We start from the raw sequence: 23,836 nt of genomic DNA, 5'->3' as shown, positions 1-23,836 counted from the left end.
ATTTATCCTCTATGCAGCTTGCTTTTCAGCAAGCTTTTGATGTTCAAGCGCAGCACTGATGAAGGCAGAGAACAATGGATGACCATCTCGTGGGGTAGAAGTAAATTCTGGATGAAACTGCACACCAAAGAACCATGGGTGCATTGAAGAAGGTAACTCCATCATCTCAGGCAACTCTTCATTTGGAGTGCGGGCCGAAATAATCAGTCCAGACTGCTCTAGCTGAGGAACGTAGGTATTGTTTACTTCATAGCGATGGCGATGGCGCTCATTTACCTCTGGTCCATATATACGATGCGCCAACGTGCCCGCTTTTACAGGACAGCGCTGTGATCCTAGACGCATAGTTCCGCCAAGATCAGAATCATTTGTACGCTTCTCAACACGCCCTTCTCTATCGAGCCATTCGGTAATCATGGCTACGACAGGCTGTTCAGCCTGCGCATCAAATTCAGTGCTATTTGCTTTGCTTAAATTGGCAACATGGCGTGCGAATTCAATTACAGCCAATTGCATACCCAAACAAATACCTAGGTACGGCACATTGTTTTCGCGAGCATAACGAATAGCGGCAATCTTTCCTTCTGTACCGCGCTTACCAAATCCCCCGGGAACCAATATGGCATCCAAATCCTGCAAGCAAGCAATGCCATCTTTCTCAATGTCTTCAGAGTCAATGTAGTTAATGTTCACACGCGTATGCGTGTGAATGCCTGCATGACGCAATGCTTCAATCAGCGACTTGTAGGACTCTGTTAGCTCGACATACTTGCCGACCATCCCAAGAGTCACTTCATGTTGCGGATTTGCCATTTCGTAAACTAAATTTGCCCAAACGGAAAGATCTGCGGGCTTAGCCTTCAGCTCAAGCTCTCGGCAAATTAAATCATCCATTCCTTGTGCATGTAGCATTTCAGGAATCTTATAGATGGTGTCTACATCCCAAACTGAAATAACTGCTTCTTCACGAACATTAGAAAAGAGTGAAATCTTTGCACGCTCATCCTCTGGGATTGGCCTATCAGCGCGACAAAGCAATACGGTTGGCATGATGCCAATTTCACGCAGCTTTTGAACGGAGTGTTGAGTAGGTTTGGTTTTCAACTCTCCAGCACTATTGATATAAGGCACTAATGTCAAATGAACGAATGCGCAGTCATGAGCTGGAAAACGCAAACTCATCTGCCTAGCAGCCTCCAAGAATGGGAGTGATTCGATGTCACCCACGGTGCCGCCAATTTCGCAAATAGCAACATCTGCTTTGCCGTCATGACTTGCTTTGGCGCCACGTTCCACGAATGCCTGAATTTCATTCGTAATATGCGGAATAACTTGAACCGTTTTTCCTAGGTATTCACCGCGACGTTCTTTACTAATAACAGACTCATAAATCTGACCGGTAGTGAAGTGATTGCTTTTACGCATCTTCGCGGATACGAAGCGCTCATAGTGCCCCAAATCCAAGTCGGTCTCTGCGCCATCTTCAGTTACAAAAACCTCACCGTGTTGAAGCGGACTCATAGTGCCCGGGTCAACGTTGATATAGGGGTCTAATTTTAGGAGAGTGGCTTTCAGGCCGCGGGATTCGAGAATCGCGGCAAGCGAGGCAGCTGCGATTCCTTTCCCTAAAGAAGAAACCACACCACCAGTGACAAAAACGTATTTGGTCATCGCTTAAGCTCTGTTGGAAAAAGTAATTATAACGATAGAGGATCAACCCCTACAAAACTAAAAATCATTAATATGATGCTGCTTACATCACACAACCACATTTATTGATCCTATGCGCCTTCTTTTTGCCGCCATCCTCAGCATTCTCTCGCTCTTTTTACTTCCTGCCCTTTGCTATTGCATTCAACAAAAAAAGTGCTAATTCAGGCGCCATTTTTGCCCTTAATGTCTTCCTGGGGTGGTCGCTCATAGGCTGGGTGGTTGCTTTAATATCAACCCAGCTCCAGTCCCCCTCACTGAGAGATATCAGAGTAAAAACCCATATTTTTCAGTTGTTTAGCCATTTCAAGCCGAAATTGGGCATTTCAACTCTTATATAAGACTTAAATAAGTAACTATAATTGACTCAATCGGGAGAAAATTCCATTTTGGCCTTTCTATTGACCACTTTTACCTTATAGGAAACACAATGTTAGAAGCCTATAACGCCCAAGTTGCCGAACGCGCAGCCCTTGGCATCCCAGCCCTACCTTTGACCAAAGATCAAACCGCTGAATTGGTTCAATTGTTAAAAAATCCACCTGCTGGAAAAGAGGCTGAACTTGTAGAGTTAATTACGAATCGCGTACCTGCGGGTGTAGATGAGGCAGCAAAAGTAAAAGCTGAATTTTTAGATGCGATCGCTAAAGGCACAGAAGAATCCCTTTTAATTTCTCGCATACGCGCCACTGAATTATTGGGCACCATGCTTGGTGGCTACAACATCAAACCATTAGTAGAGTTACTTGCTGACACCGAATGTGGCGCAGCAGCAGCGGAGGCACTTAAGAAAACACTCTTGATGTTTGATTACTTCAATGATGTTCAAGAGTTGGCAGAAAAAGGCAATGCAAACGCTAAAGCAGTAATGCAAAGCTGGGCGAATGCCGAGTGGTTTACTAGCCGCCCTGCTGTTCCAGAAAGCATGAAGCTTACAGTCTTCAAAGTAACGGGCGAAACTAATACCGATGACCTCTCCCCTGCGCCAGATGCATGGAGTCGTCCAGATATTCCATTGCATGCCACGATCATGCTGAAGAACCCACGTCCAGGCATTGAGCCTGATGAGGCTGGTGTTCGCGGCCCAATGAAACAAATTGCAGCACTACAGAAAACAGGCAAGCAAATTGCTTATGTAGGTGACGTTGTAGGTACTGGTTCTTCACGTAAATCTGCCACAAACTCTGTTCTCTGGTGGACAGGCCAAGATATTCCATTTGTTCCAAACAAACGTTTTGGTGGCGTTTGTCTTGGTGGGAACATTGCTCCTATCTTCTTCAATACGATGGAAGATTCAGGCGCATTACCAATTGAATTGGATGTTTCTCAAATGAACATGAGTGATGAGATTGAGCTGCGCCCATACGAAGGAAAAGTATTCAAAAATGGTAGTGAAATCACTAGCTTTTCACTAAAGTCGCCCGTGATTCTGGATGAGGTTCGTGCTGGCGGTCGTATTCCTTTGATTATTGGTCGCGGCTTAACTGCTAAAGCGCGTGCAGCGCTTGACTTGCCTGCTTCTACAGAGTTCCGCCTGCCAGTCAATCCAGTGGACAACAAAAAGGGCTTCAGTTTGGCTCAAAAGATCGTTGGTCGCGCATGCGGCTTGCCAGAAGGCCAAGGCGTTCGCCCTGGTGCATACTGCGAGCCACATATGACTACTGTTGGCTCACAAGACACTACTGGCCCGATGACTCGCGATGAATTGAAAGACTTGGCTTGCCTTGGTTTCTCATCCGATCTCGTGATGCAGTCCTTCTGCCACACTTCTGCCTATCCGAAGCCTGTTGATATTCGCACTCAACATGAATTACCACCATTCATGACCAATCGTTGTGGCGTTGCCTTGCGTCCAGGTGATGGCGTGATCCACAGCTGGTTAAATCGTTTGCTCCTCCCAGATACCTGCGGTACTGGTGGTGACAGTCACACTCGTTTCCCAATCGGCATTTCATTCCCGGCCGGTTCAGGCTTGGTTGCTTTTGCGGCAGCTACTGGCGTGATGCCATTGGATATGCCTGAGTCTGTATTGGTTCGCTTCAAAGGCAAGATGCAGCCTGGCATCACCTTGCGTGACTTGGTTAATGCGATTCCTTTGTATGCAATTAAGAAGGGTTTGTTAACCGTCGAGAAACAAGGTAAGAAAAATATTTTCTCAGGTCGCATTCTAGAAATCGAGGGTCTGCCTGACCTTAAGGTTGAGCAAGCATTTGAGCTGTCTGATGCTTCAGCTGAGCGTTCCGCTGGTGGCTGCACTGTTCACTTGAACAAAGAGCCGATCATTGAGTACATGCAATCCAATATCACTTTGATGAAGTGGATGATTGCCAATGGTTATGAAGATAAGCGTACCCTTGGTCGCCGCATTAAAGCCATGGAAGCCTGGATTGCTAATCCGCAACTCCTCAAGGCTGATGCAAATGCTGACTATGCAGAGATCATCGAAATCAATATCGATGAAATAAAAGAACCAATTCTTGCATGCCCTAACGATCCAGATGATGTCAAAGTATTGTCTGAAGTTGCTGGTGACAAGATTGACGAAGTATTTATTGGTTCATGCATGACCAATATCGGTCACTTCCGCGCAGCTGGTCAGGTATTGCAAGGCAAGAAAGATATGCCAACTCGTTTATGGGTAGCTCCGCCAACCAAGATGGACGCCATGGTATTGATGGAAGAAGGCTACTACGGTATGTTAGGCGCTGCTGGTGCTCGTATGGAAAGCCCTGGCTGCTCGCTTTGCATGGGTAACCAAGCTCAGATCCGAAAGGGTTCAACTGCAGTATCAACCTCTACAAGAAACTTCCCTAACCGTTTAGGCATTGATACACGCGTTTATTTAGCTTCTGCTGAATTAGCTTCTGTAGCAGCCCTCTTGGGTCGCTTACCTACTCCTGCGGAGTACCTGGAGCAAGTGAAGACGCTCGATGCTAAAGCTGGTGATGTTTATAAGTACATGAGCTTTGACAAACTTAAGTCATTTAGCGATGTTGCAGATACTGTGACGGTTTAATAAGACCAGAGTCTTGAATAAGGACTAAGAAGCAAAAAAGGCGATCATTTGATCACCTTTTTTTGTTATCTCAAAACTCATCTCATATTAGATAGCAAGTCTTAACTCTTGCCTTGCATTTTCACGACTGATTCCGGAAACCCATTTATTAGTAGACAATCCCGTCTTCTCAAGAATCAATTTGGCGCGCTTGGAGACAGCTTTCCATTCAGCCTTGAGCTTAGGGCCTTTAAAAGCAATAGCCACCACATTGCAATCATGAGACTCTGGAAATAAGAGCACCCTATTCCCAAAAGCTTCGCAGATCTTTTTTAAATTCACCTCAAAGCTCTTATGACGTGAGAATAAATTTACCGTCATGGCGCCAGGCCCCTTAAGAATATTGAAGCAGCCCTTATAGAAATCCAATGAACTTGCCGCAGGGCCATCGCAGATGGCATCATATCAATCTACTGGGACAGCATCAAATTTATCTTGTTTTTTATCTTTCACAAACTGTTTTGTATCAGTTTGCAGTGTTTCTAATTTGCGATCATCATCTGGAGTGAAAAACATAGATCGAGAAGACACTATGACGGCGGGATTGAGTTCAACCACAGTTGTTTTAACGGCCGGACAATAATGATGCTGAAATTTAGTCAAGGCGCAAGTGCCCAAGCCAAGTTGAGCAACACGCATTTCTGGTTTGGTCTCTAAGAACAGTAGCCAAGCCATCATCTGTTGGTTGTATTCAAGATAAATCTCATCAGGGTCACGTATACGCATCGCACCCTGGATCAATTCTGTTCCAAAATGAAGATAGGGAATGCCACCACTCTCTGAAAAAGTGACTGGCTCCATTAAGTGTGTAGTTGACAACTTAATTTGCCCAGCGACGCGCGTTTCGGAATAGACGCAACCATGGGCTTGCGCCATCTGGTGTATTCAACCATTCTGGTGGACACCAGCTCATCTGGGCAGCCCTAAAGACTCGCTCTGGATGAGGCATCATCACCATAAAGCGACCATCCGGTGTAGTCACACCTGTTAAGCCGTCTGGCGATCCATTGGGATTCATGGGATAAGTTGCTGTTGGCATACCGTGATGATCTACAAAACGGAATGCGGCTAAGCCCTGCTTTTGAATCTGCTCTAAATTGCCTTGCTGACTGAAGTTGGCAAACCCTTCACCGTGCGCAACCGCAATTGGAATCTGGCTACCTTCCATGCCTTGCGTGAATATCGATGGTGAAGCCATTACTTCGGCCATAACCAATCGAGCCTCATATTGCTCGGATTGATTGCGTGTAAATTTAGGCCAAGCTTCTGCGCCAGGAATGATGCCTGAAAGATTGCCCATCATTTGACAACCATTACAGACGCCAAGGGCGAAGCTGTCTTGACGATTAAAGAATGTGGAGAATTGATCGCGGAGTTGTTGATTAAATAGAATTGTTTTGGCCCATCCTTCACCGGCACCTAAAACATCGCCATAACTAAAACCACCGCAGGCTATTAAGCCCCTGAAATCATCTAACTTAGCTTTACCGCTCAATAGATCCGACATATGAACGTCATAACTATCAAACCCAGCCCAGTTCACTGAATAAGCCATTTCAACGTGGGAGTTAACGCCCTGCTCTCGCAAGATCGCAACCTTAGGACGCGCATTTTTAGCAATGTAAGGGGCAGCAATATCTTCGGATGCATCAAACATGAGTTTTGGGCTCATGCCTGGATCAGCGGGGTTATCCAAGAGAGCGAACTCCCTGTCCGCACAAGCGGGATTATCACGTAGGCGTGCAATCTGGTAGCTAGTGTTGGCCCACATTTTTTGCAGAACTTCACGAGGTTCAGAAAAAATATTTTTTGCGTCACGCCAGATCTCAATGCGTCCATTGTTGTTTGGTTTACCAATGACATGACTATAGGCACTCAAACCTAGATTTCTGAGTACTGCAAATACAGCATCTCGATCTTCTTTACGAATCTGAATTACAGCACCAAGCTCTTCATTGAATAAGGCGCGCATTGTTTGCTCATGACGTCGACCAGAAATTTGCTGCGCCCAATTCTTAGCATCCCCATAATCCGGTTCTTGACCTGCATCCATGGCAATCATATCGACGTTCATAGAAATACCGCAATGAGAAGCAAAAGCCATTTCAGCAACGCAAGCAAACAAGCCGCCATCCGAACGGTCGTGATAAGCCAACAACTTGTGATCTTTGCGCAGCTCAATAATGGCTGCAGCCAAAGCTTTAAGATCTTCTGGGTGATCAATATCTGGCGCAGTTTTGCCTGATTGATCGAGAACCTGAGCCAAGATGCTTCCCGCCATACGATTTTTGCCTAGACCTAAATCAATCAAAAGCAGCTCGCTATCAAAAGCGGATCCGGACTGGTTTTTAAGTTTTAGTAGTGGCGTTAATGTTTTGCGTACATCTGTTACGGAAGCAAAGGCGGAAATGATCAAAGAAACGGGAGCAACCACCTTTTTAGATTCAGCGCCGTCTTGCCACGCAGTGGACATAGACAAAGAATCCTTGCCGACTGGAATAGAAATTCCGAGTGCAGGACAGAGCTCCATGCCAATCGCTTTTACAGAGTCATATAACTTTGCATCTTCGCCTGGTGCGCCACAGGCTGCCATCCAGTTAGCGGAGAGTTTTACACTATCAAGGCTGGCAATATCAGCAGCCAATAGATTCGTAATTGCCTCGCCGACTGCCATACGTGCAGCCGCAGGTGCATCAATCACTGCCAATGGGGTTCTTTCGCCCATAGACATAGCTTCGCCGCGGTAGCCTTTGTAATCCATCATCGTGACTGCGCAGTCAGCCACAGGAACTTGCCATGGACCCACGAATTGATCGCGTGCATTTAGACCGCCAACCGTTCTATCGCCAATCGTAATTAAGAACGCTTTGCTTGCTACGGTAGGCTGCTGCAATACCCAAGCAATCGATTGCGCGAGATCGGCATCGGTAACATCTAGTTCTTTAAATTCTTGAGTCACTCTCGTGACATTGCGATGCATTTTAGGAGGCTTGCCGAAAAGAACTTCCATCGGCATATCAATAGGCGAGGAGTCATCAGCACCAGGAGCTTGCTTGGTATCACTCAATTTAAGCTGGCGCTCTGCTGTAGCCTCACCAACCACGGCGAATGGACAGCGCTCGCGTTCACAAAACGATTTAAAGAGCTCTAAATCCTTTTTATCGATTGCCAATACATAACGCTCTTGAGATTCATTGCACCAAATTTCTGCAGGACTCATACCGCTTTCTTCAAGCGGTACGCTACGCAATTTAAAAGCAGCCCCCAAACCAGCACCATCAGCCAACTCAGGGAATGCATTCGATAGGCCACCTGCGCCGACATCATGAATAGAAACGATCGGATTGTGTTCACCAAGCGCACGGCAAGCGTTTATCACTTCTTGCGCGCGACGTTCCATTTCTGGATTACCACGTTGAACGGAGTCAAAGTCAAGATCAGCGGTATTCGTACCAGTTGCAACAGAGCTGCCAGTAGCACCACCCATACCAATACGCATTCCAGGGCCACCCAGTTGAATCAACAGATGTCCTGCTTGAATGGGCTTCTTCTCAGTGTGAATCGAATCAATGCTGCCAATACCACCAGCGATCATGATGGGCTTGTGATAACCACGACGAGTGCCATCTAGGGTTTGTTCAAAGACGCGGAAATATCCGCCAAGAATAGGCCTACCGAATTCGTTATTAAATGCAGCGCCACCTAGTGGGCCATCAATCATGATTTGCAAAGATGTTGCGATACGCTCAGGCTTGCCGTATTTCTCAGCCTCCCATGGAAGATCCGTACCAGGGATATTGAGGTTAGAAACAGAGAAGCCCGTCAGACCCGCCCTAGGGCGACCGCCAATACCGGTGGCACCCTCATCACGAATCTCACCACCAGCACCGGTAGATGCACCAGGAAATGGTGCAATCGCTGTTGGATGATTATGAGTCTCCACCTTCATTAAGGTATGTACTAAGCGTGTCTCTTTTTCGTAACGATGATTATCGCCTTGAGGCACCCAAGTTTCTGCTTCACAACCAACCATCACCGCAGAGTTATCTGAGTAGGCAACAATCGTTCCATGTGGCTGCAATTGATGAGTATTGCGAATCATGGCGAATAAAGAACGCTCTTGATCATCACCATCAATGGTCCAGCTGGAATTAAATATCTTATGGCGACAGTGCTCGCTGTTCGCCTGGGCAAACATGATCAATTCAACATCAGAGGGGTTACGCTTAAGCTTAGTAAAGTTATCAGCGAGATATGCCACTTCATCATCAGACAAGGCAAGACCTAAATCTTGGTTGGCTTTATCAAGAGCCACCCTACCTTCTGTCATTACGGGGATACGCGCCAAAGGCTTATCCTCTAACGATTGATATAAGCTATTGGCAGCATCTGTTGAATCAATAACCGCTTCTGTCATTCTGTCATGGACAGCAGCAAGCACCAATTGTGCTGGTGCTGGAGTTAGCGGCTTTTTACTCTTCCATGCAAACTGAACTCCGCGCTCAAGACGCAAAACATTTAATCCACATTGACGGGCGATATCCGTTGCCTTACTAGCCCAAGGAGAAACCGTTCCAAATCTTGGGATAACAATCGCGCCTTGAGTATCTGCCTTGCCATTGCCGAACCAAGATTTACCTTGATTGATTTTGGATCTAAATGGCTGGCCATAGGTCAATAGGCTTGCCATGACCTCTTGGTTTTTTGGGCTAGGTTCAGTCGTCGACCAAATGAAATGAAGGTACTGAGCTTCGATGGACTCAAGATCAACCCCTTGAGCTGCCAAAGTAGCTAAAAGTCGCTGTTGGCGGAAGGGGGAAAGCGCATCAGCGCCGGGCAAAAAGTGGAAAAAAGACATCTCTAGATTATAAGGTTTTGCCTACAGCAAGCGACCGCCTGGAAGGTGCAATTGCCGCTGACATCGATCAGCCAAGGCTTGGTCATTGGTCACAAGAATAAGGGTCTAATTATTTTCCCTATTTAGCTCAAAAAGGAGCTCAATAACCCGGTTTCCGCTAATCTCATCCAAGCTGCCAGTGGGCTCATCGGAAAATCAGATTGCAGGCTTCATGATGAAGGCTCTAGCTAACGCCACCCGCTGTTGTTCACCCCCGGAAAGCGTTTTAGGGAAATCGTTGGCTCGAGCAGCCAAGCCCACTTGCTCAAGGCAAATCAGAGCATTTTCTTTAGGGGTGCTTAGGCCGTTTAATTCCGCTGGAAGCATGACATTTTCAATGGCTGTTAAATGGGGTAGCAACTGAAAGGATTGAAATACACATCCAACCTTTTGCCTTCTTATCTTGGCTCTTCCATCTCCGTCTAGCTGACTCAAGTGATGCGAAGCTAGCTCAACATGCCCACTGGTAGGCGTATCTAAACCAGCCAGAAGTCCAAGTAAGATACTTTTTCCATAGCCTGATGCCCCTGTTATGGCAACGCTCTCACCCTCACGGACATCAAAGCTAATGTCGTGCAAAATAGTTAACGATCCATCACTAGAAAAAACTTGCTTGCCTAGTTGTATCGCTTTAAGAACCTTTACTGGAATACTCATCAATGAATCAAATGATTGGGTTGAACTTCTTGAGTAAAAAACGATCAGCCATATCCATGGCGTTTGCCCTATTTTGCCTGCTAATTCCCTTTGGCGCCTATGCGCAAACAAACCCCACCATTTTGTTAATGGGCGACAGCCTATCGGCAGAATATGGCTTGGCGCGTGGAACTGGCTGGGTAAGACTTCTAGAAGATCAACTTCGTAAGGAAGCTAGTTCATGGAGAGTATTGAATGCAAGCATCAGCGGTGAAACAAGTTCTGGAGGCCTAACAAGGTTGCCGAAACTCTTCGAACAAAAGAGGCCTGGAATAGTCCTTTTGGAGCTTGGAGAAAATGATGCTTTACGCGGTCTATCCATTCAAGAAACAGAAAAAATTTAAGCAAGATGATTCAATTGAGCAAAAGTACTTGAGCAAAAGTACTTTTATTTGGAATGCAAATCCCATCTCACTATGGGCAGGAATACACCAAACAGTTTAAGGATCTTTATGCAAAACTGGCAATTCAAGAGAATGTGCAATTACTACCCTTCTTTTTGAACGGCGTTGCCTCTGACATCACCTTATTTCAAACAGATCGTATTCACCCAAATGAAAAAGCGCAAATCATTCTGTACAAAAATGTATGGGGCGCTATGACCCCATATCAAACGCTACTGAAGAGTAAATAGCTTAGCTTCCAGGGCCGGAGGACATTGGTTTCAGCGGATTAATCACCTTTACCCCAGCTACATCACGCCAATAAGCCATAAAGCCAGCAAACTCAGATTGAGCCGCTAGAGCTTGGATTTGTTGGGATTGCGCCTTTTGCACTTTAGCATCAACACCCGTAGGCTGGCGTACTTGATTAACGCGATACAGGATAGTTTCAACCCCGGGATTGCTGACAGAAACTAATGCAGGGAATTGATCTGGGTTAACTGACATAACTTGGTCAAGCGCGTCGCCGACTAAATTGCCAGGCTTATTCCTGGAGACCCAAATTGGATTGGCAAATCCAGTCGCACCCTTAGGATCCTTTTGCAACACGGCGTAGCGATCAGCAGCAGCACTAGTCGCCAACTTTTCAGCCATGCGCTGACTCACGTGACGCCTTACCTCTGTAGCAACATCTTTGTACGGCAAGATCTGGGCGGGATGAAAAGTCACCACCCGCGCAGAAACAAATACACCAGGAGCTGTTTGAACTGCTTCAGTATTCCGCTTGTTCTTAACAGCCTCATCGCCAAAAAGAGATTGGACTACTTTTGGATTGGCCAGAGGATGATCTTTAGCAACTCCAGCAACACCGGAGCGAGTAACACCCTTCTGGGTTTGAACATTGAGTTTTAATTTATTAGCGGTAGGCTTGAGGCTATCTGACTGGTCATAAGTCATATGCGCAAACTGGTCGGCTTTCTCACTGAAAACCTTTGCATCCTCTTTAGGATCAGCTTTGAGGACGATGTACTCAACGTCAACATATTCAGGACTCTCAAAAAGCTTGGCATTCGCGTTATAGAAAGCCTGAAGCTCCTCTTGTGTTGGATTGACCTGAGATAAATAATCTTTTGCATCAAACGACATAGCCTGTACTTGTCGCTCAGTCTCATACAGGGTTGAAACAATTTCTGACAGTTTTGGGCTACCAATTTCAGTACGAGCTACCGAGTTAACAAGCTGTCCAATTTTCAAATCAAATGCTTGGCTGGCGTAAAACTGCTCTTCATTTAATCCATTGCTCGCCAATAATTGCTTGAAGCGAGCATCATCAAAACTTCCATCTTGTTTATATAAAGCGCGAATTTGTGAAATATTTTGCAAGCTTTTTACCAAAGCTTCCTTGCCAACTTGCAAACGCAGATCGCTAACCGCGAATCCCAAAATACGTTGCTGTAATAACTCATTCAGAATGGCCTGTCTAAATTGGAGGCTTTGCACTATTTGCGCATTACCGCCAACACGCTCCGCTTGACGCTTGGCAGCAGAATCCACTTCTTGCGCAGTAATTGGCTTGCCATTAATTGTGACAAGATCAGTTTCTTTGTCCAAAAAACTGGAATAGCTTGAAATGCCAAAAAATGCGAAAGATGGCACGATTAGAAGCATTAATACAAACTGCAAAATTCGCTGGTGCTTACGGACGGTATCAAACATGAAAAGTTCGCTAGTAAAAAAATGAATACTAGGAGTTTACATGGGTGAAGCGGAAAGGTATTGAAATGCCCGAGTAGCCTTTATAGGAATGGCAATAATTTGGTGGGCGCTGAGAGGCTCGAACTCCCGACATTCTGCGTGTAAGGCAGACGCTCTACCCACTGAGCTAAGCGCCCCAAAATATTACAGGTGAAATTTTAACCTAAACGTAGGTTTCAGGTAGATTTTCCGCAATACAGCCCCTTTAAGAGGAACTCTATATTACGAAAAATCGCCCTATTTTCAGTGCTTCAGTACGTCTGCCGAAGCACTTTTTTCGCTTGCCTTACTCGCCTCAGCCGCCTTTTTGGCCAACTCTTCAGGCGTTGTGTCGGGTAAAGCTTCTGGTATGCGTTCTAGCGACAATTCCAACACTTTATCAATCCAGCGCACTGGAATTATCTCAATCGCATTTTTGACGTTGTCAGGAATATCTATCAGATCCTTTACATTCTCTTCTGGAATTAAGGCTAACTTTATTCCGCCACGATGAGCAGCCAATAACTTCTCTTTCAATCCACCAATAGGCAGCACTTCACCGCGCAAGGTAATTTCACCTGTCATGGCTACATCTGAGCGAATTGGAATGCCAGTGAATACAGAGACCAAAGCAGTTGTAATGGCGATACCAGCCGACGGCCCATCCTTAGGGGTGGCTCCATCTGGAAAGTGAATATGAATATCCTTTTTCTCAAATGACTCGTCGGCGATACCTAGACGCTTTGCTCTTGATCGCACTACGGTGCGAGCAGCCTCTACGGATTCCTTCATAACATCGCCGATAGAACCAGTTCGGGTGATGACGCCTTTACCGGGCATCACGGCAGCCTCAATAGTCAGTAGATCGCCGCCAACTTCCGTCCACGCCAAACCAGTTACTTGGCCCACTTGATTTTCTTTGCCAGCCAAACCAAAGTCATACATGCGCACAGCGAGGAACTTCTCTAAATTTTCTGCATTAACAACAACAGGAGCAGCCTCCTTCTTCAGAAGCAAAAGCTTGACCACCTTACGGCAAATCTTACTAATTTCACGCTCTAAAGATCGGACACCAGCCTCACGCGTGTAATAGCGAATCATGTTGCGTACTGCGCTATCTTCAATCTTGAGTTCGTCTTTTTTCAAACCATTATTTTTGACTTGCTTGGGAATCAAGTAATTAACGGCAATACTGGTTTTTTCATCGTCTGTATAGCCAGCCAAACGAATGATCTCAAGACGATCCAATAATGGACCAGGAATATTCAAAGAATTCGAAGTCGCAACAAACATGACGTCGGACAGATCAAAATCGACCTCAACGTAATGATCTTGGAAAGTATGATTTTGCTCTGGATCCAGAACCTCCAGCAAGGCGCTAGCTGGATCTCCGCGGAAATCCATACCCATCTTGTCAACTTCATCCAAGAGGAATAAAGGATTGCGAACCCCTACCTTGGTCAAACTAGTCAAAATCTTGCCCGGCATCGAGCCAATATAGGTGCGGCGATGCCCACGAATCTCGGACTCATCACGCACACCACCTAAGGCCATACGAACAAATTTTCTATTGGTAGCACGTGCGATGGATTGTCCAAGCGATGTTTTACCAACGCCAGGAGGTCCAACCAAACAAAGAATCGTGGCCTTTACGCGATCAACTCGCTGTTGAACCGCGAGGTATTCCAGTATACGCTCTTTGACTTTATCTAAGCCATAGTGGTCTTCATCCAATACTTTTTCAGCATGAGTGAGGTCGTTGTTGATCTTGGTTTTTTTCTTCCAAGGCAGATTTACTAAGGTATCAATAAAGTTACGAATAACCGTTGCCTCAGCAGACATCGGCGACATTAGCTTCAGCTTCTTGAGTTCTGACTCCGTCTTTTTCAACGCTTCTTTAGGCATACGCGCAGCTTTAATGCGCTTCTCTAACTCTTCTAGATCAGCACCCTCTTCGCCTTCGCCCAATTCTTTCTGAATGGCTTTTACTTGTTCATTTAAGTAGTACTCGCGCTGACTCTTTTCCATTTGACGCTTCACACGTCCACGAATGCGCTTTTCCACTTGCAGAATATCAATTTCACTTTCGAGATCAGCAAGCAAGCTTTCTAAACGCTGAACCACATCCGTCATTTCCAGTAAGCGTTGTTTCTGCTCAAGCTTCACCGGTAAATGAGCGCAGATAGTATCCGCCAAGCGACTGGGGTCATCAATGTCACCCAATGAAGACAATATTTCTTGAGGTACTTTTTTATTGACTTTTACATATTGATCGAACTGCGCCATGATGGCACGACGCAGGGCTTCAGTCTCATGAGCGTCAATTGCATTATTGGCTGTTTGAGTAGCCTCGCAATTGAAATAGCCAAGGCTATCTTCAATCTGACTGACCTCGGCACGTTGCACGCCCTCAACAAGCACCTTTACAGTACCATCAGGCAACTTCAGCATTTGCAAAATATTAGCAATGCAACCGACCTCATAAAGGTCCTCAATCACAGGCTCATCCTTGGCGGCCGCTTTTTGAGCTACTAAAAGAACATTTTTGCCAGTTTCCATGGCAGCCTCTAGGGCTTTAATGGATTTAGGGCGACCCACAAACAATGGGATCACCATATGAGGAAACACAACTACATCCCTTAATGGGAGCAAAGGTAGTTGAATTGGTTCAGAGGGGAGTAATAAGTGGTCAGGCATGGGGCAAATCCTCCAAAGTAATCAAACCTCAAAAGCCCCTAATAGTGGTAATTAATCCTATAGCCACTAAATAGAGACATTATTCATGAGTAGCATACTACCTATATGGGTGGACATTAGAGAAAAACAATGGGTAAAAATGTAAAAAAAGGGGCAACAATGCCAAAAAAATAGCGAAAACCCTCAGAATTTAAGCCTTTTTGCTTATTTCCGTCTGCTCAGCATCCTGTTTATAGACCAAAAGTGGCTTTCCACCTTCAGCAATGCTATTTTCGTCAATAACAACTTTTTGGACGTTCTTGAGGGATGGCAAATCGTACATTACATCCAGCAATGAGCCCTCAAGAATAGATCTGAGGCCACGAGCACCTGTTTTACGGGCAATAGCCTTTTTGGCGATAGCTGACAAGGCCTCGCGACGCACCTCAAGCTCGGAGCCTTCCATAGTGAGCAGTGCTTGATATTGCTTAACCAAGGCATTTTTTGGCTCGGTCAAAATCTGAATTAATGCCGTTTCATCCAATTGAGCCAAAGTGGCAACCACTGGCAATCGCCCTATTAATTCAGGGATTAAGCCGAACTTGATAAGATCTTCTGGCTCAACCTCAATAAAGAGATCGCTTACACCGCGATCATCTTTACCTGGAACGGCCGCATTAAAACCAATACCGGTTTTAGCGGTGCGCCGTTGAATGATCTTCTCGAGACCATCAAATGCGCCGCCACAGATAAATAAAATATTCGTAGTGTCTACTTGAAAGAAGTCTTGATTGGGGTGCTTCCGACCACCTTGTCGCGGCACAGAAGCCATAGTGCCATCAACCAGCTTTAACAATGCCTGTTGAACACCCTCACCCGATACATCGCGAGTAATTGAGGGGTTATCTGACTTACGAGCAATCTTATCAATTTCATCAATATAGACAATGCCACGCTGGGCTTTTTCTACGTTGTAATCGCAAGCTTGCAACAATTTTTGAATGATGTTTTCAACGTCTTCACCAACATAACCAGCCTCAGTGAGTGTCGTTGCGTCAGCCATTACAAATGGAACATCCAACATGCGAGCAAGCGTTTGAGCTAAAAGCGTCTTGCCGGAGCCAGTGAGTCCGATTAACAGAATATTGCTCTTTGCAAGCTCTACGCCATCAACCATTGCTTTAGCTGGTACTTTTGACTCTTTCTTGTCCGCCGCCTCTACTGGCTTGCCATCTTTGTCCAACGTCTCTTTTTTCGGCTTCGGCAAATACTGCAAGCGTTTGTAATGGTTGTATACAGCAACCGCTAGCGTTTTCTTGGCGTGATCTTGGCCAATAACATATTGATCCAAGTTCTCACGAATTTGGTGAGGGGTTGGTAAGGAGTCATCACCCTCCTCCCTGGGAAGCTTGGCGATTTCTTCTTGAATAATATCGGTGCAAAGATCTATGCACTCATCGCAAATAAATACGGAGGGTCCAGCGATCAGTTTTTTAACTTCATGCTGACTTTTACCGCAGAAAGAACAATACAGAACTTTATCCGATGAATTAGTGATGTTGGTATCGCTCAAAATGGGCTCTGCAATGATTGAATAAGAAAATTAAGGGCGCTTCTCGATCACTGTATCGATCAAGCCATACTCGCGGGCTTGCTCTGCGGACATGAAGTTATCTCGGTCCGTGTCTTTAGCGATCGTTTCTATAGATTGACCAGTACGATCGGCCAAAATTTTATTTAAGCGTTCACGGAGGTACAAAATTTCACGAGCGTGAATCTCAATATCTGAGGCTTGGCCACGCGCACCACCCAAAGGCTGATGAATCATGACGCGTGAGTTAGGCAACGCATAGCGCTTACCTTTTTCGCCGGCGCATAACAGGAAAGCGCCCATACTGGCAGCCATGCCCATGCATAAAGTGCTTACATGGGGTTTGATAAATTGCATCGTATCGTAGATCGCTAGACCAGCTGAAACTGAACCACCTGGAGAGTTGATGTAAAGAGATATTTCTTTATCTGGATTTTCGCTCTCAAGAAATAGTAATTGCGCAATCACTAAGTTAGCAGTTTGATCATTCACTTCACCAACTAAGAAAACCACGCGCTCACGCAACAATCTTGAATAAATGTCATACGCACGCTCGCCCCTACCAGAGGTTTCAATCACCATAGGCACCAAGCCCAAGCCTTTTGGTTCTAGATTTTCAGACTGTGAATGGTTGTGGATCATTTTAAAACCTCTTATAAGGTAAATGGGTGGCTTAGTTTAGTTTGCTGAGTTCTTCAAAGCTTACGGCCTTATCGCTTACCTTAGCCTGGGATGTGAAGTACTTAATGACATTATCTTCCAAAACAAGGTTCTCAATATCCTTTAAACGGATGGGATTGCTGTAGAACCAACGCACAACCTCTTTTGGATCTTCATAAGTGGCTGCCTGCTCATCAATTTCTGCCTTAATTTGATCGGCCGTAGCTGCCAAGTTTTGCTTTTTAACTAACTCACTCAAGATCAGACCAAGGCGAACGCGTTTAGTGGCTTGCTCAGAAAAAATCTCCGCTGGAATTGGCGCATCTTTGGCGTTACGAACACCGCGCTGCATTAAATCTTGACGGGTGGTTTCTACCAAACGCTCTTGCTCTGAAGCAACCAAAGATTTAGGAACATCGAGTTCACATAAGTCATTCAACTTATCCATTACTTCATTTTTCAATAATGAGGTAATGCGACGCTTTACTTCGCGATCTAAGTTTTCCTTTACTTCAGCGCGCATCTTTGCAACTCCGCCTTCAGCAACGCCCAATGACAATGCAAATGCATCATCTACCGCTGGTAAATGTGGCCAGTTAACGGATTTCACAGTAATAGTGAACTCAGATGTTTTGCCTGCAACATCTTTGCCGTGGTAATCCGCTGGGAAGCTCAATGGGAATGATTTGCTTTCACCCGCTTTGAGCCCTAGAGTCGCTGCTTCAAACTCAGGTAGCATGCGACCTTCGCCCAATACGTATTCAAAGTTCTCCGCCTTGCCACCGGCGAACTCAACCCCATCAATCTTGCCTACAAAGTCAATCACGACTTGGTCACCATTTTGTGCGGCAGTATTAGAGCCACCATCGCCATGAGCACCAGCCTCGCCACGCGGGTGGTAATGCACTTGCTGTTTACGCAATACCTCTAGAGCGCGATCGATTTCAGCTTCGCCGATATCAGTGGTGTACTTGGTAACTTCTGCCTTAGCAAAATCACCAATCTTTACTTCCGATAATACTTCAAAGAAGGCATCAAACACCACTTTCTCAGCATCAAGCTCACTCTTAGGCTCTAGGCGAGGCTGACCCGCTAAAGCTACACCCTCTTTTTTAGCTTGCTCATAAAAAAGTTCGGCAGCTTTATCAAATTGGAGTTCAAAGTCCACCTGTATGCCATGTTGTTTTTCAACGAGATTCTTTGGAACTTTGCCTGGACGAAAGCCCGCCATTTTCATGGTCTTACCAACTTTTGCCAATCGGGCTTCACGCGCTTTTGTCAAATCGGCACGAGCGAATTCCAAAGTCATTTTGCGGTCTAGTGAACCTAAATTTTCTATCTGCACAGCCATTCTCGTCTCTTAATTGAAGATCTGGAAATGTGAAGTCCAAGCCAAGTAGCAATCTTGTGGTGCGAGGAGGGGGACTCGAACCCCCACACCATTTCTGGCGTCAGGACCTAAACCTGGTGCGTCTACCAATTTCGCCATCCTCGCGAATATCCGTAAACTGCCAAGCTGAGACTTCACTCTAAAGACCGTAATTCTACAATGCCTAGGCTTTAAGAGCTTGTTTTAGGCCTGATAGAGCAAAGCAACCGCATGGACAGCTACGCCATCGCCCCTACCTAAATGACCCAGCGATTCATTAGTCTTGGCTTTAAGGTTAAGGTGGCTGGGGGTCACAGCTAAATCAGCAGCAATATTCTTGACCATGTCTGGTAAAAATTCCGCTAATTTGGGTTTCTGGCAAATGATTGTGGCATCCACATTGCCAACCTGAAAACCGGCTGCTTGAACCTTTTGCAGGGCTGCCCTAAGCAAAATGCGGCTATCCATATCTTTAAATTGAGGGTCAGTCTCTGGAAATAATTGCCCAATATCATTTAAACCGGCCGCCCCCAATAAGGCATCGGTTAGAGCATGCAAGAGCACGTCTGCATCTGAGTACCCTAATAAACCCCTCTCATAAGGTACGTGCACCCCACCCAAAATGAGCTTTCTATCGCCAACCAAGGCGTGAACGTCGTAACCTTGCCCAATACGAAATTGTGGAATATGGAGATTATTTTGAGTCATATTAATAAATCTTTATTTAGAGTCTGCGCTTAATAACAGCTGCATTAGCTCCCAATCAGCAGGATAGGTTACCTTAAAGTTGCGCGCGGCACCTTCAATCAGTAAGGGCTTCTTGCCACTTAACTCAATTGCACCAGCCTCATCGGTAACGTCAGCCTCAAGGCGAATGGTGCTCTCAAAAGCATCATGCAATTGTTTTAATCCAAACATCTGCGGAGTCTGCGCCTGCCAAAGATGGTCTCTTGGGATGGTTCGCTCGGAGTGTGGAATATTTCCAGCGATAACCGAATCTAAATCAGCTTGCTTTAAGGTGTCCGCCAAAGGAACGGCCAGTATTCCACCGCTATTTGATTCTTTTACTGCACTAATTAACTTATCAATTAATGCGGGTGTAATCCCCGGTCTTGCTGCGTCGTGAACTAACACCCAATCATCTTCAGAGATGCCAGCCTTACGCATCGTGGCCAAAGTATTGCGGACTGTTTCTTGTCGAGTTGGGCCACCAGTTGGTAAAACTCGAATTTCTTTGTAGTTTTTTGAGCACTCAGAAATGATCTGCAGAATCGGATTATCAACAAACCCCGAGCTCACCCCTACCCAGATAGACTCGATTTGAGGAGAGTTGCAAAACGCCTCCACCGCATAAGAAAGCATGGGCCTTCCAGCTAGCCGTTGAAATTGCTTAGGCAGCTCACCGCCAAGTCGAGATCCCGTGCCTGCGGTCGGCAAAAGTACATGACATTTCTTGTTTAAATGATTTCCTGAGCCCATGCCTGATTCTATAATGAGCTCAGATGTCTGATGCATTAAATCTAGCACCCCCCATACCCGCACCCCGGGCTGGGCAGCGCTTTACCTTTTCAGGGCTGGTAGGGTCAGCAGATGCGGCTTTATTGGCTCAAACGGCCCTTCAATATCGCAATCAATTCTCCGTCATGGTGATTTTTTGCGCGCACGCCCAGGAAGCGCAGAGACTCCTTGAGGAAATTCCTGCTTTTGCTCCACAGCTGAAAACGCGACTTCTGCCAGACTGGGAGATTCTTCCCTACGACCATTTTTCGCCGCATCAAGATTTGGTATCTGAACGACTGGCCACTCTTTATGAATTACTGAATGGCAGTTGCGACATTGTTTTAGTCCCGGTTACTACCGCACTACAAAGACTGGGACCTCCAAATTTTTTATCTGGGCACACTTTCTTTTTTAGGCAAGGTGACAGGCTTGATGAGACAGCTTTAAAGCTACAACTACAACAAGCTGGCTATGACCCTGTGAGCGCTGTTATGCGCCCAGGTGAATATAGTATTCGTGGCGGTCTATTTGACTTGTTTCCCATGGGATCGAACCTGCCCTACCGCTTGGATTTGTTCGGTGATGAAATTGAACAAATACGGGCGTTTGATCCAGATACTCAACGCAGTCTTTACCCTGTTAAAGAAGTTCGACTACTCCCGGGACATGAATTCCCATTTGATGATACCTCCCGCACGGCCTTTAGGGGGCGCTGGAGGGAAGTATTTGAAGGCGATCCAAGTCGCTGTGCCATATACAAAGATGCTAATTTGGGTATACCAAGCGCTGGTATTGAATCGTATTTACCACTCTTTTTTGAAGAGCAATCTAATCTATTTGATTACTTTCCTAGATCTGGCGATCCCGTTTGGCTTGTCAACATTGGTGATGCAGAAGAAACCATCAAGGGGTTTTGGAAAGACACCCTTTCTCGCTATGAATTCCTCAAGCATGATTTAGATTGGCCGATTCTCCCGCCTAAAGAATTATTTTTAGATGTCGATGAATTTTTCTCAACCTCTAAATCGTATGCACGCTTATCGCTTGAAACGGATGGCAAAGAGCGGAATCAATTTTTGGCAGTGCCTGATATCGCCGTACATCGACGAGATGCCGATCCCATTAGTCGCTTACGAAGCCTGGTTGCCTCTGAAAAAATACGTGTTTTGGTTTGCGCCGATAGCGCTGGTCGCAAGGAATCCATTCGACAGCTTTTTGAAGAAAGTAATTCTGTTGCAGGGCTGGATGGGAAACCGCTATACCATCTAAAGCCCGAAGGCTTTGAAACCATTGCTGACTTTGTGAAGAACAACTCTTTATTTGGCTTGGTTACCGCACCCCTTTTTAATGGATTTTCATGGCCTTCAGAAAATCTGCTTGTCATTACCGAAGCAGAATTATTTACAACAACGGCAAGGCAACGCCGCAAAGGCAAGGCAAGTGAGAGCGCGGACTCCGACATGTTGTTCAAGGATTTGTCCGAGCTCAAAATCGGAGATCCTGTAGTTCACGCAGAGCATGGTATTGGACGCTATCAAGGCTTAGTGTTACTCAATTTAGCTCCACCAAAAGAAGCGCCCATCTTTGAGGAGTTCCTCCACTTGCAATATGCAGGACAAGCTATCCTGTATGTGCCTGTTCAGCAATTACAAATGGTGACTCGCTACGCGGGCTCAGACCCTGATTCAGCCCCACTTCACCAACTAGGCTCCGGTCAATGGGATAAAGCCAAGCGCAAAGCTGCACAACAAATTCGAGATACTGCCGCTGAATTACTTGGCCTGTATGCTGCTAGAGCGATTCGCAAAGGTCACGCTTTCGAGTTTTCCGCTCATGACTACGCTGCCTTTGCGGAAAGTTTTGGTTTTGAAGAAACGCCTGATCAGGCGAACGCTATTGCAGCAGTGATTGGTGATATGACTAGCGGTACGCCCATGGATCGATTAGTTTGCGGTGATGTTGGTTTTGGCAAAACAGAGGTGGCATTACGTGCGAGCTTTGTAGCGGTAATGGGCGGCAAACAAGTGGCTATTTTGGCCCCCACCACCCTACTGGCCGAACAGCACGTCGCCACTTGGAAAGATCGCTTTGCGGATTGGCCAGTCCGCATTGTTGAGCTTTCGCGTTTTAAAACCACTAAAGAAATCAATGTCGCGCTAGAAGCCATAGCCAAAGGTGAGGCTGACATTATTATTGGCACCCACAAGCTACTTTCCAAAGAAACCCAATTTGCCAATTTGGGCTTAGTCATCGTTGATGAGGAGCATCGCTTTGGAGTGCGACAAAAAGATGCTCTTAAGGCCCTGCGTGCCGAGGTTGATATTCTGACTCTAACAGCCACGCCGATACCGAGAACCTTGGGTATGGCGATGGAAGGTTTGCGCGAGTTCTCCATTATCGCCACCGCACCACAGAAACGCCTAGCGATTAAGACCTTTGTCCGTCGCGAAGGTGATGGAGTGATGCGCGAGGCTGTTCTACGTGAAGTGAAACGTGGAGGCCAAGTCTATTTCTTGCACAATGAAGTAGAAACCATTCAGAACCGCAAGCACGCGCTACAAGAATTAATTCCCGAGGCGCGCATTAGCGTTGCCCATGGACAAATGCATGAGCGCGAGCTAGAGGCTGTGATGCGTGAATTCGTGACACAGCGGACTAATATTTTATTGTGCACTACGATTATCGAAACCGGGATTGACGTTCCCACAGCCAATACCATCATCATGCATCGCGCAGATAAGTTTGGCCTAGCTCAACTGCATCAATTGCGCGGCCGGGTGGGACGCTCCCATCATCAGGCTTACGCCTACTTATTGGTACCCGATCCTGAGGCGCTGAGCAAACAAGCGCAGTTACGACTAAATGCGATTCAAGCTATGGAAGAGTTGGGCTCAGGATTCTACTTGGCCATGCATGATTTGGAAATTCGAGGTGCCGGTGAAGTTTTGGGTGACAAACAATCTGGCGAAATTCATGAAATTGGCTTTCAGCTATACACCGAGATGCTCAATCGGGCCGTGAAATCCTTACGCAGCGGCAAAGAGCCAGATCTACTTTCACCACTCCAGGCCACCACCGACGTCAATCTAGGTGTCCCCGCCCTACTGCCAGAAGATTATTGTCCCGATGTTCATGAACGCCTCTCTCTATATAAACGCTTTGCTGGAACTCATGACTTTTCTGAATTGATGGGCTTGCGTGAGGAGTTGGTTGATCGCTTCGGCGACCTTCCAGATCAGGCGAAGTCCTTTTATGAAACCCATCGCTTACGACTCGAAATGACAGGTTTTGGTATTAAAAAGATTGATGCGACACTCGCATCCATACAAATTCAATTTATCCCGAATCCGCCCATTGATCCGATGAAGATTCTTCAACTCATTCAATCTTCAAAACACATCCAACTCAACGGGCAAGATAAATTAAAGGTTCTGCCCCAAAAAGACCGTGAATTTGAGAAACTAGAACAACGCCTTGATGCCATTCGCAATATCCTGAGACGCCTCAATGAGTCAGCCGTACTGAACTCTGCAAAAGTAAGCTAGCAATCTAATTATGACTAAGC

At 46.0% G+C, this 23,836-nt stretch carries 16 protein-coding genes, 2 tRNA genes and 1 pseudogene; 5 read left to right on the top strand and 14 right to left on the bottom strand.

The window, feature by feature from the left end:
- Window positions 1-9 precede the first annotated feature (9 nt).
- On the bottom strand, window positions 10-1,671 hold the full coding sequence (locus tag DXE35_RS04500) for a CTP synthase (protein WP_114689701.1): 1,662 nt from the start codon (window positions 1,669-1,671) through the stop codon (window positions 10-12).
- Between the two features lie 104 nt (window positions 1,672-1,775).
- Here DXE35_RS04500 and DXE35_RS11360 point away from each other — a divergent pair, with 104 nt between their 5' ends.
- Window positions 1,776-2,051 carry a superinfection immunity protein gene (locus DXE35_RS11360; protein ID WP_415069975.1) on the top strand — a complete coding sequence of 92 codons (276 nt, stop codon included), beginning with the start codon at window positions 1,776-1,778 and terminating at the stop codon, window positions 2,049-2,051.
- An 89-nt stretch (window positions 2,052-2,140) separates the two neighbouring features.
- Window positions 2,141-4,726 carry a bifunctional aconitate hydratase 2/2-methylisocitrate dehydratase gene (locus tag DXE35_RS04490; RefSeq protein ID WP_114689699.1) on the top strand — a complete coding sequence of 862 codons (2,586 nt, stop codon included), beginning with the start codon at window positions 2,141-2,143 and terminating at the stop codon, window positions 4,724-4,726.
- 87 nt (window positions 4,727-4,813) lie between these two features.
- On the opposite strand, the gene DXE35_RS10385 is transcribed toward DXE35_RS04490, so the two are convergent.
- The 4 genes and pseudogenes from DXE35_RS10385 to DXE35_RS04475 all read right to left on the bottom strand — a co-directional run bounded on the left by DXE35_RS10385 (window position 4,814) and on the right by DXE35_RS04475 (window position 10,319).
- Complete coding sequence (locus DXE35_RS10385) at window positions 4,814-5,086, bottom strand: class I SAM-dependent methyltransferase (protein WP_231970010.1); 273 nt, start codon at window positions 5,084-5,086, stop codon at window positions 4,814-4,816.
- A gap of 84 nt (window positions 5,087-5,170) precedes the next feature.
- Entirely contained in the window at window positions 5,171-5,584 is a 414-nt protein-coding gene (locus DXE35_RS10380; RefSeq protein WP_231970009.1) for a class I SAM-dependent methyltransferase, read from the bottom strand.
- Window position 5,585: 1 nt separating this feature from the next.
- A complete protein-coding gene (gene purL / locus DXE35_RS04480) occupies window positions 5,586-9,623 on the bottom strand; it encodes a phosphoribosylformylglycinamidine synthase (RefSeq protein ID WP_114689698.1) in 4,038 nt (1,345 codons plus the stop codon).
- A 21-nt stretch (window positions 9,624-9,644) separates the two neighbouring features.
- Window positions 9,645-10,319 (bottom strand): annotated as a pseudogene (locus DXE35_RS04475) (ABC transporter ATP-binding protein).
- 2 nt (window positions 10,320-10,321) lie between these two features.
- On the opposite strand from DXE35_RS04475, the gene DXE35_RS10375 reads away from it, so the two are divergent.
- Together DXE35_RS10375 and DXE35_RS10370 are read left to right on the top strand one after the other, a co-directional pair.
- On the top strand, window positions 10,322-10,702 hold the full coding sequence (locus DXE35_RS10375) for a GDSL-type esterase/lipase family protein (protein ID WP_231970008.1): 381 nt from the start codon (window positions 10,322-10,324) through the stop codon (window positions 10,700-10,702).
- A gap of 53 nt (window positions 10,703-10,755) precedes the next feature.
- Window positions 10,756-10,992 carry an SGNH/GDSL hydrolase family protein gene (locus tag DXE35_RS10370; RefSeq protein WP_231970007.1) on the top strand — a complete coding sequence of 79 codons (237 nt, stop codon included), beginning with the start codon at window positions 10,756-10,758 and terminating at the stop codon, window positions 10,990-10,992.
- Between the two features lies 1 nt (window position 10,993).
- Here the strand turns inward: DXE35_RS10370 and DXE35_RS04465 are convergent, their stop codons facing one another.
- The 9 genes from DXE35_RS04465 to ispD form a co-directional block, all read right to left on the bottom strand.
- On the bottom strand, window positions 10,994-12,457 hold the full coding sequence (locus DXE35_RS04465) for a peptidylprolyl isomerase (protein ID WP_114689697.1): 1,464 nt from the start codon (window positions 12,455-12,457) through the stop codon (window positions 10,994-10,996).
- A 100-nt stretch (window positions 12,458-12,557) separates the two neighbouring features.
- Window positions 12,558-12,633: transfer RNA gene (locus tag DXE35_RS04460), tRNA-Val, on the bottom strand.
- 106 nt (window positions 12,634-12,739) lie between these two features.
- A complete protein-coding gene (lon, locus tag DXE35_RS04455; protein WP_415070290.1) occupies window positions 12,740-15,091 on the bottom strand; it encodes an endopeptidase La in 2,352 nt (783 codons plus the stop codon).
- Between the two features lie 271 nt (window positions 15,092-15,362).
- Window positions 15,363-16,724: an ATP-dependent Clp protease ATP-binding subunit ClpX gene (gene clpX / locus DXE35_RS04450; RefSeq protein WP_114689695.1), complete on the bottom strand. Its 1,362-nt coding sequence runs from the start codon at window positions 16,722-16,724 to the stop codon at window positions 15,363-15,365.
- 30 nt (window positions 16,725-16,754) lie between these two features.
- Window positions 16,755-17,384 (bottom strand): ATP-dependent Clp endopeptidase proteolytic subunit ClpP, encoded by a 630-nt coding sequence (gene clpP, locus DXE35_RS04445; RefSeq protein WP_114689694.1) that lies wholly within the window; start codon window positions 17,382-17,384, stop codon window positions 16,755-16,757.
- A gap of 31 nt (window positions 17,385-17,415) precedes the next feature.
- Window positions 17,416-18,753, bottom strand: coding sequence for a trigger factor (tig, locus tag DXE35_RS04440; RefSeq protein ID WP_114689693.1), 1,338 nt, complete (start codon window positions 18,751-18,753; stop codon window positions 17,416-17,418).
- Between the two features lie 57 nt (window positions 18,754-18,810).
- Window positions 18,811-18,897: transfer RNA gene (locus DXE35_RS04435), tRNA-Leu, on the bottom strand.
- Window positions 18,898-18,975: 78 nt separating this feature from the next.
- Complete coding sequence (gene ispF, locus DXE35_RS04430; protein WP_114689692.1) at window positions 18,976-19,479, bottom strand: 2-C-methyl-D-erythritol 2,4-cyclodiphosphate synthase; 504 nt, start codon at window positions 19,477-19,479, stop codon at window positions 18,976-18,978.
- Between the two features lie 12 nt (window positions 19,480-19,491).
- Window positions 19,492-20,250, bottom strand: a complete 759-nt coding sequence (ispD, locus tag DXE35_RS04425; protein WP_114690377.1) for a 2-C-methyl-D-erythritol 4-phosphate cytidylyltransferase — start codon at window positions 20,248-20,250, stop codon at window positions 19,492-19,494.
- Window positions 20,251-20,273: 23 nt separating this feature from the next.
- On the opposite strand from ispD, the gene mfd reads away from it, so the two are divergent.
- Window positions 20,274-23,816, top strand: a complete 3,543-nt coding sequence (gene mfd / locus DXE35_RS04420; RefSeq protein WP_114689691.1) for a transcription-repair coupling factor — start codon at window positions 20,274-20,276, stop codon at window positions 23,814-23,816.
- The last annotated feature ends 20 nt before the right edge of the window (window positions 23,817-23,836 follow it).

This window comes from Polynucleobacter necessarius (assembly GCF_900095215.1).
Lineage (GTDB): Bacteria > Pseudomonadota > Gammaproteobacteria > Burkholderiales > Burkholderiaceae > Polynucleobacter > Polynucleobacter necessarius_H.
The sequence above is the reverse complement of the archived record's forward strand: the minus strand, read 5'-3'. Positions and strand labels throughout refer to the sequence as shown.